Annotated in this window: 12 protein-coding genes; 5 read left to right on the forward strand and 7 right to left on the reverse strand. The window is 72.1% G+C overall.

Going from position 1 to position 12,362, the window contains the following annotated elements:
• Positions 1–141 precede the first annotated feature (141 nt).
• The 3 genes from lnt (at position 142) to fxsA (ending at position 3,320) form a co-directional block, all read left to right on the forward strand.
• Positions 142–1,815, forward strand: coding sequence for an apolipoprotein N-acyltransferase (lnt, locus tag ACGFR7_RS01300; RefSeq protein ID WP_393311673.1), 1,674 nt, complete (start codon positions 142–144; stop codon positions 1,813–1,815).
• Entirely contained in the window at positions 1,812–2,567 is a 756-nt protein-coding gene (locus ACGFR7_RS01305) for a polyprenol monophosphomannose synthase (protein WP_393311675.1), read from the forward strand. The genes lnt and ACGFR7_RS01305 overlap by 4 nt, the downstream gene beginning before the upstream one ends.
• A gap of 120 nt (positions 2,568–2,687) precedes the next feature.
• Positions 2,688–3,320 carry an FxsA family membrane protein gene (fxsA, locus tag ACGFR7_RS01310; RefSeq protein WP_393311677.1) on the forward strand — a complete coding sequence of 211 codons (633 nt, stop codon included), beginning with the start codon at positions 2,688–2,690 and terminating at the stop codon, positions 3,318–3,320.
• A 177-nt stretch (positions 3,321–3,497) separates the two neighbouring features.
• Here fxsA and ACGFR7_RS01315 read toward each other — a convergent pair whose 3' ends face one another.
• The 4 genes from ACGFR7_RS01315 to ACGFR7_RS01330 form a co-directional block, all read right to left on the reverse strand.
• The gene (locus ACGFR7_RS01315; RefSeq protein ID WP_030080286.1) at positions 3,498–3,875 is read right to left on the reverse strand and encodes an RNA polymerase-binding protein RbpA; all 378 of its coding nucleotides are present in this window, start codon (positions 3,873–3,875) and stop codon (positions 3,498–3,500) included.
• 312 nt (positions 3,876–4,187) lie between these two features.
• Positions 4,188–5,570 (reverse strand): MFS transporter, encoded by a 1,383-nt coding sequence (locus ACGFR7_RS01320; RefSeq protein WP_393311679.1) that lies wholly within the window; start codon positions 5,568–5,570, stop codon positions 4,188–4,190.
• Positions 5,571–5,714: 144 nt separating this feature from the next.
• Positions 5,715–6,515: a glycerophosphodiester phosphodiesterase family protein gene (locus tag ACGFR7_RS01325; protein ID WP_393311681.1), complete on the reverse strand. Its 801-nt coding sequence runs from the start codon at positions 6,513–6,515 to the stop codon at positions 5,715–5,717.
• On the reverse strand, positions 6,512–7,198 hold the full coding sequence (locus ACGFR7_RS01330) for a YitT family protein (RefSeq protein ID WP_393311683.1): 687 nt from the start codon (positions 7,196–7,198) through the stop codon (positions 6,512–6,514). The genes ACGFR7_RS01325 and ACGFR7_RS01330 overlap by 4 nt, the downstream gene beginning before the upstream one ends.
• A 100-nt stretch (positions 7,199–7,298) precedes the next feature.
• On the opposite strand from ACGFR7_RS01330, the gene ACGFR7_RS01335 reads away from it, so the two are divergent.
• The gene (locus ACGFR7_RS01335; protein ID WP_393311685.1) at positions 7,299–8,804 is read left to right on the forward strand and encodes a PLP-dependent aminotransferase family protein; all 1,506 of its coding nucleotides are present in this window, start codon (positions 7,299–7,301) and stop codon (positions 8,802–8,804) included.
• Positions 8,805–8,855: 51 nt separating this feature from the next.
• On the opposite strand, the gene ACGFR7_RS01340 is transcribed toward ACGFR7_RS01335, so the two are convergent.
• Both ACGFR7_RS01340 and ACGFR7_RS01345 read right to left on the reverse strand, forming a co-directional pair.
• Positions 8,856–10,847 (reverse strand): hypothetical protein, encoded by a 1,992-nt coding sequence (locus ACGFR7_RS01340; protein WP_393311687.1) that lies wholly within the window; start codon positions 10,845–10,847, stop codon positions 8,856–8,858.
• 236 nt (positions 10,848–11,083) lie between these two features.
• Positions 11,084–11,278 carry a hypothetical protein gene (locus tag ACGFR7_RS01345; RefSeq protein ID WP_018092434.1) on the reverse strand — a complete coding sequence of 65 codons (195 nt, stop codon included), beginning with the start codon at positions 11,276–11,278 and terminating at the stop codon, positions 11,084–11,086.
• Between the two features lie 194 nt (positions 11,279–11,472).
• On the opposite strand from ACGFR7_RS01345, the gene ACGFR7_RS01350 reads away from it, so the two are divergent.
• Positions 11,473–11,949 (forward strand): YchJ family protein, encoded by a 477-nt coding sequence (locus ACGFR7_RS01350; RefSeq protein WP_393311689.1) that lies wholly within the window; start codon positions 11,473–11,475, stop codon positions 11,947–11,949.
• 12 nt (positions 11,950–11,961) lie between these two features.
• On the opposite strand, the gene ACGFR7_RS01355 is transcribed toward ACGFR7_RS01350, so the two are convergent.
• Entirely contained in the window at positions 11,962–12,336 is a 375-nt protein-coding gene (locus ACGFR7_RS01355) for an RNA-binding S4 domain-containing protein (RefSeq protein ID WP_393311691.1), read from the reverse strand.
• Between the last annotated feature and the right edge of the window lie 26 nt (positions 12,337–12,362).

Genomic DNA, 12,362 nt, shown 5'->3' on the forward strand with positions numbered 1-12,362 from the left:
CGGCCCAGCTCTCCACACCGCGGCCCCGCCCGCAGCCTCCCTCGGTGCCCCTTCACCTTTTGTGCACCCCATATCCGTAACCCCGGCCTCCCGATGTACGGTCAGCTCACCACCGCACGACCTGCAGGAAGGCCCGCGACCGTGCCATCGGGTTCCGACACCACCGAAGAAGCCGTCAGCGGCACCGCGCCCGACGGCCCGGTGCCGCGCGCCGGGACGGGCTCCACCGCCGCGCCCGCGCGCCCCGGGCGGGCGCGGCGCCTCGCCGCCCTGGTCCGCCGGGAGGCGCTGCGCACCGGCCTCGCGGCCGTCTTCGGCATCGCGCTCGGCCTGGCCTTCCCGCCGTACGACCTGTGGCCGCTGTCCGTGGTGGCCGTCGCCGCGCTGTCGCTGCTGACCCGTGGCCGCACCGCCCGCCAGGGCGCCTGGACGGGTTTCGCGTTCGGGCTGCCGTTCTTCTGGATCCTGCTGAAGTGGCTGCATGTCGTCGGGTGGGACGCCGTGTTCGGCCTCTCGGTCGCCGAAGCGCTCTTCCTGACGCTGCTGGGCGCGGCGCTCGCCGTGACGTCCCGGCTGCCGGGCGGTCCGCTGTGGGCCGCCTGCCTCTGGGTCGCCGAGGAATGGGCCCGCGACCGGTTGCCGTTCGGCGGCTTCCCGTGGGGCCGGCTCGCCTTCGCCAACACCGGCTCGCCGTTCACCCCGCTCGCCGCGCTCGGCGGTGCCCCGCTGGTGACCTTCGCCGTCGCGCTGGCCGGCGCGCTGCTCGCCGTATGTGCCGCCACCCTCTGGCAGCTGCGCGGCAACGGATCGCTGCGCCGGGCCGTCCCGGCCCTGGAGGCGTTCGGGCTCGCCGCGGCGGTCACCCTGGCCGGCGCCGTGGTGCCCGTACCCACGAAGGCCGACGACACCGCTGACATCGCTGTCGTCCAGGGCAATGTCCAGCAGCCCGGCATGGACTTCCTGGGCCGCCCCATGATGATCACCGACAACCACGCCAAGGCCACCGAAAAGCTCGCCGCCGACGTCAAGGCCGGCCGGGCCAGGAAGCCGGACCTGGTCATCTGGCCGGAGAACTCCTCCGACCTCGACCCGTACAAGTACCCGCAGGCCTACGACCGGATCGACGAGGCCGTGAAGGCCATCGGCGTGCCCGTCCTCGTCGGCGCGCTGATCGACCACCCTTCCAAGAAGGGCTATGTCTTCAACGAGGGCATCGTCTGGGACCCGAAGAAGGGGCCGGGCGCTTCCTACACCAAGCAGCACCCCGTGCCGTTCGGCGAGTACGTGCCGTTCCGGGAACAGCTCAGCAAGATCATCACGCGTTTCCAGCGGGTGCCCCGCGACTTCTACCCCGGTGACCACACCGGCGTGCTCCACGTCGGCCCCGCCCGGCTCGGCGACGTCATCTGCTTCGAGGTCGCCTACGACCAGATCGTGCACGACACCGTTGACGCGGGCGCCCGAGCCCTGGTCATCCAGACCAACAACGCCACCTACGGCCGCTCCGGCCAGCCCGAGCAGCAGCTGGCGATGTCCAAGCTGCGCGCCGTCGAACACGGCCGGGCCGTGGTCACGGCGGCCACCAGCGGAATCAGCGCCGTGGTCGCCCCGGACGGCAAGATCACCCACCGGATCCCCGAGTTCACCCAGGGCGTGGTCTCCGCGCGCATTCCGCTGCGGGACGAAACGACGCTCGCCGACCGCGTCGGTGCCGCTCCCGAGTGGGTGCTCGCTATCGTGGGGCTTCTGTCCTGCGCCGGTGCGGTAGTCGCAGGCCGGCGCCGGCGAACGAAGGACGAGAAGGGGCAGCAGTGACAGACGGGCAGCGGCAGTACGGTCCGCTCGGCACCACGTTGGTGATCATCCCGACGTACAACGAGGCGGAGAACATCAAGCCGATCGTCTCGCGGGTGCGGACCGCCGTCCCCACGGCACACGTCCTCGTCGCGGACGACAACAGTCCTGACGGCACCGGCAAGTTCGCCGACGAACTGGCCGCCGACGACGAGCAGGTCCACGTCCTGCACCGCAAGGGCAAGGAAGGCCTCGGCGCCGCCTACCTCGCGGGCTTCCGCTGGGGGATCGACCACGGCTACGACGTGCTGGTCGAGATGGACGCCGACGGCTCGCACCAGCCCGAGGAGCTGCCGCGGCTGCTCACCGCCCTCAAGGGCGCCGATCTCGTCCTCGGATCGCGCTGGGTGCCCGGCGGCCGCACCGTCAACTGGCCCACGTACCGCCGGCTCATCTCCCGCGGGGGCAGTACGTACTCCCGGCTGGTGCTGGACCTGCCGCTGCGCGACATCACCGGCGGTTTCCGGGCCTTTCGCGCGGAGGCGCTCAAGGGGCTGGGCCTGGATGACGTGGCCTCCCAGGGCTACTGCTTCCAGGTCGACCTCGCCCGCCGCGCCGTGCAGGCCGGCTATCACGTCGTCGAGGTGCCGATCACCTTCGTCGAGCGGGAACTGGGCGACAGCAAGATGAGCCGTGACATCGTCGTGGAGGCCCTGTGGCGGGTCACGGCCTGGGGAGTCGGCTCCCGGGTGGACAAGATCCGCGGTCGCTGACGCCGGGGTCCGCCGACCCGGGGCCCGCTGACGCCGGCCACTGCGCCGGGCCGCTGGGAGGTGACGCCTCCCGCGTGACCCTCGGGGAGTGGGGCGGCAGGGGCCAGGCACACTTGAGGCATGACGTTCGGAGCCACGCCACCGCCGAGTTCCCGCCCGCCCCAGCGCTCGCGCGCCCGCCGGTTCGTCCCCTTGGGCATCGCCGCCTGGATGGTGCTGGAGATCTGGCTGCTGACGGTGGTCGCCGGGGCCACCAACGGCCTGACGGTCTTTCTTCTGCTGGTCGCCGGAGTGATCATCGGCGGTTATGTGGTCAAGCGGGCCGGCCGTCGTGCCTGGCGCAACCTCACCGAGACCTTGCAGACCACCGGCGGACCGGCGGCTTCCGGCAACTCGGCTGCGTCCGGCGACGACACCTCAGGCAGGGGCGCGCCCGGCGACGGCAAATCCGGCAGCGGAAAATCCGGCAGCGGCAATACGCTCCCGATGGCCGGCGGGCTGCTGCTGATGATCCCCGGGCTGGTGTCCGACGCCTTGGGGTTGCTCTGCCTCTTCCCGCCGACCGGGAAGCTGATCCAGCGCCGCGCCGAGAAGCTGCTGAACCGGCAGGCGGGCTACTCCCAGGACTCGCTCGGCAACGTCTTCCAGCAGGCCCGGATGCACCGGCCCGACGGCAAGGTCGTCCAGGGGGAGGTCATCCACGAGGACGAGCCTTCTTCCCCGCGCCGTCAGGACCCGCCGCTGACCGGCTGAGCGCACGCGGGCGCCCGGTGCGTGCGGGACGACACCCGGCGGGTGCGGGCGCCCGGTGGAGGCGGGCGCAGGCGCGTGCGCACGCCCGGTGCCTGCGGGCGCGGACGCAGCAAGGGCCGGGGCCACCGCACAGTGCGGTGGCCCCGGCCCTTCGTGCTGCTTGGCGCAGGTCCGTTGTCAGGCGGACTTGCGGTTGCTGTCGCGCGGATGCACGGCAATGTTCATGGTGCCGGAGCGCAGGACGGCCAGCCTTTCGGCCAGCACCTCCTCCAGCTCCTCGCGGGTGCGCCGCTCCATGAGCATGTCCCAGTGCGTACGCGCGGGCTTACCCTTCTTTTCCTCAGGGCCATCGCCATCCACCAGAAGCGAAGGTGCACCGCATACCTTGCACTCCCACTCCGGCGGAATCTCGGCCTCAACCGAGAACGGCATCTCGAATCGATGTCCGTTCTCGCATGCGTACTCCACCGCCTGGCGCGGGGCCAGGTCGATGCCGCGGTCGGTCTCGTAGCTGGTCACCACGAGTCGCGTGCCGCGGAGAGCTCGCTCACTCATGAATCGTGCCTCCCGGGCTTGTCGCCCACAGGACAGGTGTCGCTGTCGTCGTCATCCGGTCAACGTCCGGTCGGCGGTGAAGATTCCCGTATTCGAAATTCGGGACATGCGCCCACCCGTCGCCCACCACCGCCCATGATGGAGGCGCTGTGCGCCGCTGCCTTCCTTCGTGCCGCCCCTTGTTGTACCCACCAGCGCCCGGTTTGTCACATCTAGCAGCAGATGTCACCCAGCGCCATCGAGAGTGAAGCGCGCAGTAACGGTCCGCCTGGTGAGCCAAAGGCGTACACTACCGGCCCGCACCCCCTGGGGCTAAATCCGGTCAGGTACAGGATTTCCCGCCGCGGCGATCGCCCGTCCCACCGGCACCCTCGCCAACAGGACAAATCCGATCACAAAGAACGCCACCAGGGACACGATCGCATCCCGGTAGCTCCCGGTGAGCTGGTAGGCCACCCCGAACACCAGCGGTCCCAGCCAGCTCACGCCCCGGTCGCTCATCTCGTACACGGAAAAATATTCCGCTTCTTTGCCGCGCGGCACCAGATGGGAGAACAGCGAACGGGACAACGCCTGGCTCCCGCCCAGGACCAGGCCGATGCCGGCGGCCAGTCCGAAGAACCACCCGGGCGCCTTCGCGGGCAGGAAGTAGCCGGCCGCGAGCGTCAGCACCCACGCCACCAGGGAGCCCAGGATCGTCCGCTGGGCGCCGTACCGTCCGGCCAGGCGTCCCATCAGCAGGGCGCCCGCCGCGGCCAGCACCTGGACCAGCAGGACCGCCACGATCAGCGTCGTCTGGTCCAGGCCGAGCTCCTCGGACCCGTACACGGAGGCCTGGGTGATCACCGTCTGTACGCCGTCGTTGTAGACGAGGTAGGCGAGGAGGAAAGAGAGGGTGAGGGGGTGGCGGCGCATGTCGCGCAGTGCCTCCCGCAACTGCTGCCATCCCTGGCCGAGCGCGGCGGCGCCGGGTCCGGCGGGCTGCTGGGCGGTGGCCGGCCGCCGGTCGCGCAGCCGGCGCAGTGGGATCACCGAGAACGCGCCCCACCACAGCCCCGCCGACGCCAGGCAGATGCGCACCGCGGCGCCCGTGGACAGGCCGAAGGAGTCGTGCGCGCCGTAGAGCACCAGGTTGGCGACCAGGACCAGCGCCCCGGCCGCGTAGCCGAATGCCCAGCCACGGGAGGAGACCGCGTCCCGTTCGTCGGGCCGGGCGATCTGTGGCAGGAAGGAGTTGTAGAGCATCATCGACACCACGAACGAGACATTCGCGATGACCAGCAGCGCCCCGCCCAGCAGATAGCGGTCGCCGCCCAGGAAGAACATTCCCGTCGTCGCCGCGGCGCCCACGTAGGCGCAGCAGCCCAGCAGCGGCTTCTTCCGGCCGGTCCGGTCGGCCAGCGCGCCGGCGAGCGGCATGGCCAGCACCGACAGCAGCAGTGACGCGGACACCGCGTACGCATAGAAGGAGCCCGCGCGCGCCGGGAGGCCCAGGGGGTGCACAAAGCCGTCCGCGTCCGCCGCGGCTTTCGCCACCGAGGTCAGATACGGCCCCAGGAACACGGTCAGCACCGTCGTCGAATAGACGCTGTTGGCCCAGTCGTACCAGTACCAGCCGCGTTGTTCACGGCGCCGGGCGGCCGTCTCGTCCCCGTCCTCGGCCGCGCCCCCGGCCACGGCTCGTGTGCTCTCCATGCCCACCCCCGTCTTCCTGTCCCCGTTCACGGCGGCGGACGACGGCCGGCGGGCCCGGAACCGGGTGCGTCCGCATCTGCCGTCCGGCTCGCGACGCCCCTGGATCCCGCACCCTCGCTCGGTCGGCACGGCATCCTCGCCCGGTCAGACCCAGCACCCTCGCTCGGTCAGCACCGTCCGCAGCGTCTCGATGTGGTCCGTCATGATGCCATCCACGCCGAGGTCCAGGAGCGCCGTCATCCGGTCCGCGTCATTGACCGTCCAGACGTGGACCTGCATGCCCAGCGCGTGCGCGGCGCGCAGGAAGAGCGGATCCACGACGGGGAGGCCCAACTGCCGCTCGGGGACCTGGACGCAGACCGCGCTGCGCCGCACCGCCGCCCCCAGCAGCCGGTCCAGCGGCAGCACCCCGCGGCCGTACGACCGCAGCCGCAGGCCGGCCACACCGCGAGTGCCGAGCGAGGTCGCCATCCGGCGGCCGGCCAGCCGCTGGGCGCGGGCCACCCGGGCCTCCGAGAACGAGCCGACGCACACCCGGTCCCAGGCGTTCGTGCGGCGCAGCAGGGCGAGCAGCGGAGCGAGCGCGGCGTCCGCCTTGAGGTCGACGTTCCAGCGCGCCCCGGGGAACTCCTCCAGCAGCTCCTCGAAGAGCGGCAGCGGCTCGTGCCCGCCGACGCGAGCCTGTCGCACCGCCCGCCAGGGGAGCTGTCCGATCGCGCCACGGGAGTCGGTGACGCGGTCGAGCGTCGCGTCGTGGAAGGCGACGAGCTGCCCGTCCGAGGTGGCATGCACATCGGTTTCCAGATAGCGGTAGCCGAGGCCGACCGCGCGGCGGAACGCGGCGGCGGTGTTCTCCAGGCCCTCGGCCGCCCCGCCCCGGTGGGCGAAGGGGAGCGGCACGGGGTGATCGAGATAGGTGTGGCGGGTGCGTATCGCTGGGGTCACTCCGGCAGTATTGCGTGCTCGGGTGAAGCGCCTCCGCGGGCCACCACCGGGGAGGGCTTGACGGGCCGGTCCTTGATCGCGAAGTGCCGCAGGAAGAACTGCGCCAGCGGCCCGATGGCCAGCGCATAGACCACCGTGCCGACCCCGACCGACCCGCCGAGCAGAAAGCCGGTGGCCAGCACCGTCACCTCGATGCAGGTCCGGACCAGGCGCACCGGACGGCCGGTCCGCCGGTGCAGCCCGGTCATCAGCCCGTCGCGCGGCCCCGTACCGAAATCGGCGGAGATGTACAGGCCGGTCGCTGCACCGTTGAGCAGGACGGCGCCCGCCAGCAGCGGGATACGCGCGGTCAGCGAGTGCAGCTGCGGCATCCAGGCCAGCGTCGCGTCCATCACCAGCCCGAGGATCACCACATTGGACACCGTGCCGAGGCCGGGACGCTGGCGCAGCGGGATCCACAGCAGCAGGATCAGTGCACCGGAGACGATGGTGACCGTGCCGATCGACAGTCCCGTATGGCGGGATATGCCCTGGTTCAGCACGCTCCATGGCTCCAGGCCGAGCCCGGCCCGCAGCATCAGCCCCATGCTCACGCCGTACAGCGTCAGGCCCGCAAAGAGCTGGATGAGCCGGCGCGCCGGCAGCCCTCCCCTCCCTGGTCCGGTTTCCCTGAATATGGACATGATTTTCCCCCTCCTGGCAGGATTGGACCGACGCATGACACCATGTGGCAGGTCCGGGCTCACGAAGTAGAGCCAATTCGGGGAAGGTGGACTGATCTTCATGGCTCAGTGGACTTCAGCGGTGGGTGCACCCCAACTCGCCCGGCTGCTCCGGTCGCAGGCCCCGAGCGATACCCAACCCGCCGCTGCCGGACGCCGGTTGCCCGCCTATCGCAGCCTTGCCGACGGCATCCGCCTGCTCGTGCTGGAGGGCCGGGTACCGGTTGCCGCGCGCCTGCCCGCCGAGCGTGAGCTGGCCGCGGCCTTCGGCGTCAGCCGCACCACCGTCGCCGCCGCCTATGAAGCGCTGCGCGCCGAGGGGTTCCTGGAGTCCCGGCGCGGCTCGGGCAGTTGGACCGCCGTCCCGGCCGGCAACCCGCTGCCCACCCGCGGCCTGGAACCGCTGCCCCCGGAAGCCGCCGGCTCCATGATCGACCTGGGCTGCGCCGCCCTCCCGGCTCCCGAGCCGTGGCTCACCCGCGCCTTCCAGGGCGCGATGGCCGACCTTCCGCTCTACGCCCACACCCACGGCGACTACCCCGCCGGGCTGCCCGTCCTCCGCCAGGCCCTCGCCGACCGCTACACCGCCCGCGGGATCCCCACCATGCCCGAGCAGATCATGGTGACCACGGGCGCGATGGGCGCGGTGGCCGCGATCTGCCGGCTGTGTACGAGCCCCGGCGAGCGGGTGGCCGTCGACTCCCCGTCGTACGCCAACATCCTCCAGCTGATGCGGGACGCCGGCGCCCGGCTCGTCCCGGTCGCGCTCGCCGACAAGCTGGCCGGCTGGGACATCCCCGTCTGGCGTCAGGTGATGCGTGATGCCGCGCCCCGTATGGCGTATGTCGTCGCCGACTTCCACAACCCCACCGGCAGCCTGGCCACCGAGGACCAGCGCCGGCGCCTCGTCGATGCCGCCCGGTCGGCAGGCACCCTGCTCGTCGTCGACGAGACCATGACCGAACTCCAGCTGGACGAGGACGCCGCACCGCCCCGTCAGGTGTGCGCGTTCGACCCCGCCGGCAGCGCCGTGATCACGGTCGGTTCGGCGAGCAAGGCGTTCTGGGCCGGGATGCGGATCGGCTGGGTGCGTGCCGCCCCCGACATCATCCGCAGTCTGGTCGCCGCCCGCGCCTACTCCGACCTGGGCTCCCCGGTGCTCGAACAGCTCGCCATCGCCTCGCTCCTGGAGGGCGACGGCTGGGAAGCGGCCGTCGGCATCCGCCGCGAGCAGGCCCGCGAGAACCGCGACGCGATCGTCGAGGCGCTGCACCGGCACCTCCCGGACTGGGAGTTCAGCGTTCCCCGCGGCGGCCTCACCCTCTGGGCGCGTACGGGCGGACTCTCCGGCTCCCGGATCGCGGAGGCGGGGGAGCGGCTCGGGGTGCGGGTGCCCTCCGGCCCGAGGTTCGGTGTCGACGGTGCCTTCGAGGGCTTCGTACGGCTGCCTTTCACGGTCAGCGGAGCCGTCGCCGAAGAGGCCGCGGTCCGGCTGGCCGGCGCCGCGCGACTGGTGGCGACGGGCGCACCCCTGGACACGGAGACGCGGCACGCATTCGTGGCCTGACGGCTGATCAGCGGGCCGGCCCTTCGGGTGCGCCCTCGGAGCTCGGAGGCCTCACCCCTCGGTGGGGACGGCCTCCACCGACCCGTTGACCGCGCGGGATTCGCCACCCTTGACGGTCCGCACCCGCACCACCGCGCCCACCAGCTCGGCGGGGGCCGCGGCCTCTCCGGCATCCGGTGCCGCACCGGTCGTCGCGGTGTCGTCGGCCCCCGCGGTGTCGTCGGCCCCCGCGGTGTCCTCGGCCCCCGCGGCGTCGCCGATCCCCGTGTGGTCGCGGTGCGGCTCCGCCGCATCGGCGTCCCCGGCGTCCCCGGCGTCCCCGGCGTCCCCGGCGTCCCCGGCGTCCCCGGCGTCCCCGGCATCTCCGGCGTCCCCGGCGTCCCCGGCGTCCCCGGCATCTCCGGCGTCCCCGGACTTGCTCATGCTCACCCGTCGGCCGGTATCCGCGGAGGTGCCCACGTCCCCCTGTCTGCCGCCGGTCGCCGGTGTGGCCGGTCCCGCCCCGTCGGCCGGGACCGTACGCTCCGGCAGCAGCGACAGGACGGCCTGCCGCAGCGCCTGACCGGTGGCGTCGTCGAGCGGATCGGGCGTGGCCGGCACCTGGAGGCGCAGTACCGGGGCGGACCCCAGGCGCACGTAGCCGCGGCCGGGCGGCACGCTCGCGGTCGGCGTGGTGTGCGGCGGCGCCCCGAGCACCGCCCGTACCTCCTCCGCCGTGGCGGGGCCGAGGACCACCCGCGCCTTGGTGTGCGCCCGTACGGGCTCGCTCAGCAGCTCGGCGCTCTCGAACTGGTCGGCCACGACCACCGTGATCCGGGCGGCCCGGCCGTGCCGCAGCGGCGTCTGAAGCCACCGCTGCGGATCGTCCCGGCCCTCCGCGACCGCCACATGGGCCAGCGCCGTCGGACGGTCCGCGAGGATCCACAGCGGCCGCCGGGTGTCCTCCGGCGCCGGCCGGCCGGCCTGCCGGGCGCGGTTCGCCGCGATCAGCCGCCGCTCGGTCTCGTGGGACGCCCACTCCAGGGTCGCCAGCGCCCCCGCAAGGCCGCTCTCCACCCCCAGTACCCCGCGGCGTCCGGACAGAGCGCCGTACTCGCCGGTGCCGCCGCCGTCGATGACCAGCACATCGCCGTGCTGCAGCGCCTGCAGCGCAATCGAGCGCAGCAGGGTCGTGGCGCCCGTCCCCGGCTGCCCCAGGACGAGCAGATGCGGTTCGGTGGAGCGCGGCCCGGTACGCCAGACCACCGGCGGCGCATCCCGGGTCTCGTCCCCGGCGGTGACCGGCAGGGTCCGCTGGACGGCGTCCGCGTCGGTGAACCCGAGCACCGTCTCGCCCGGTGAGGTGACGAAGCGCTGCGCGGCGATATCGGCGGGCAGCGCGCCGAGCACGGTCACGGTGAGCTGATTGGCCAGCTCGTCCCATCCGAAGTGGTACTCGCGGCCCCGGCCCGCCTTGGCGTACAGCACCTGCTCGATGCGGACCCGGGACTGGTCCTCACCGTCGGTGAAGTACGCCGGGTACTTCAACTGCAGCCGTTCGATCCGCCCGCTCTCGTCGAAGGCGTGCTCGGTGAAGACCCGCTCCCAGCCGCCGTCGTGCGCGTACAGGGGGCTGGGATCGCCCTCGACGGAGAAGTAGGGCACCAGCGCCTCGTAGAGCGCCTGCAGCCGCTCCCGCTCGGCCTCTCCTGGACCGTTCTCGACGGGCGTGCGCTCCCGTCCCGCCCAGGCGCCCGCGCCCATCACCGCGATCAGGGCGAGCAGTGGTCCGTACGGCACCAGGCACATGACCAGCACGCACGCGCCGATGAAGAAGGCCAGCGGACCGCGGCTCTCCCGGGGCGTGTCGATCCAGCGTCCGCGTCCTGCCGCACCCAGCCGGCGCAGCCCACGGCCGATGGTGATCAGCGGATGGAACACGTCACAGGCGCTGTCGGCAGCGGTCCGCGCGAGTTCCCGGCTGCGGGCGAGCGAGGTGCTGTGGGCCATGCGGGCGAGCGGTGCGCTGTCGGTCAGGATGCGGGGCAGCGGTCGACGGGCCACATCGTCTCCTGTTGCTCGTGGCGGTGGTCGTGAGGGGCGTGGCAGTGGTCGTGGAGGCGGCTCGGTGTGGGTGGCGAGCCGGCCGCGTGCTGCCTACGGAGCCGCCCGGACGGGAGGTGGTGCGGCCCGTTCGGGCGGGACCCGTGGAGTGGCACCGGATGACGACTCCGGGTGGTGGACGACGACTCCGGAACAACGGACGACGACTGTGGACGGCGGATGACGACCGGACAGCCCTAGATCTTGATCCCCCCGAGGAGGCTCGCCAGGCTCGCCCCGCCGGCCTTGATGCTGGGGGCGATGGCGGAGCTGGCGAGATAGAACCCGAAGAGCGCGGAGACCAGTGCATGCGACAACTTCAGGCCGTCTTTGCGGAAGAAGAGGAAGACGATGACACCGAGCAGGACGACGCCGGAAATGGACAGAATCATGGGGGTTCTCTCCTGGGTGGTGGGGACGGACACCATGAGTTCTTCCAGCCTCACAGTACGTATCAAGCCACGAAAAGCTGCAAATGAGTGATTTGTCGTGGGAATTCCCCAAATGGGTGCAGCTCCAGGGCGTGCCGCTCCGGCGTGTGCTGGGCGCGTCACGGTCCTGGCGGGCCGACCGGCACAATCGTGGGGTGTCGAAGCCGAACAAGCCGATCAAGTCGAAGAAGCCGAGCAGGTCCGGCAGGCCGAAGAGCGCGCCGGGCCGCCCCGCCGGCGCTGTCACCGCCGCCTCGCCGTGCCCGTGCGGACGCGCCGGGGCCTACGGCGACTGCTGCGCCCCCTTTCATCAGGGGAGCGCCACCGCCCCGACCGCGGAGCGTCTGATGCGCTCGCGCTACAGCGCCTTTGCCGTCGGTGACACCGGATACCTGCTGCGCACCTGGCACCCGACGACCCGCCCCGGCGGTCTCGAACTCGATCCGGCCCAGCGCTGGAGCGGCCTGGACATCCTCGGCACCACCGGTGGCAGCGCCTTCCACACCGAGGGCACCGTGGAATTCCGTGCCCACTTCACCCTGCACGGCCACGCCGACAGCCAGTACGAGCACAGCCGCTTCGTCCGTGAGAACGGCCAGTGGGTCTACCTCGACGCTCTGCCGTCGGCGTAGTCGCTGCCCGGTTCAGAGCCCGCGCAGTTGGTCGATCTCGCGGCGGTCGCGCTTGGTGGGCCGTCCGGTGCCGCGTTCGCGCAGTGCGATGACCGGAACCTCCTCGCGCGGCGGGGCCGGCGGGCTGTTGTCGACGAAGCACTCGGCGGCAACGGCCGCGCCCACCCGCTTGCGCACCAGCCGTGAGACGACCACGATCCGCTCCCGGCCCGCGTGCCGCAGCCGTACCTCGTCGCCGTTGCGCACCGCATGGGCCGGCTTCACCCGTTCGCCGTTGACCCGTACGTGTCCCGCGCGGCAGGCCGCCGCGGCCAGCGACCGTGTCTTGGTGAGCCGTACCGACCAGATCCAGCTGTCGATGCGGGTGGTCCCCTCGTCTGAAGCCATACCAAGACTCTAGAACGGGCGCCCTG

This window comes from Streptomyces sp. NPDC048516, assembly GCF_043199875.1.
Lineage (GTDB): Bacteria > Actinomycetota > Actinomycetes > Streptomycetales > Streptomycetaceae > Streptomyces.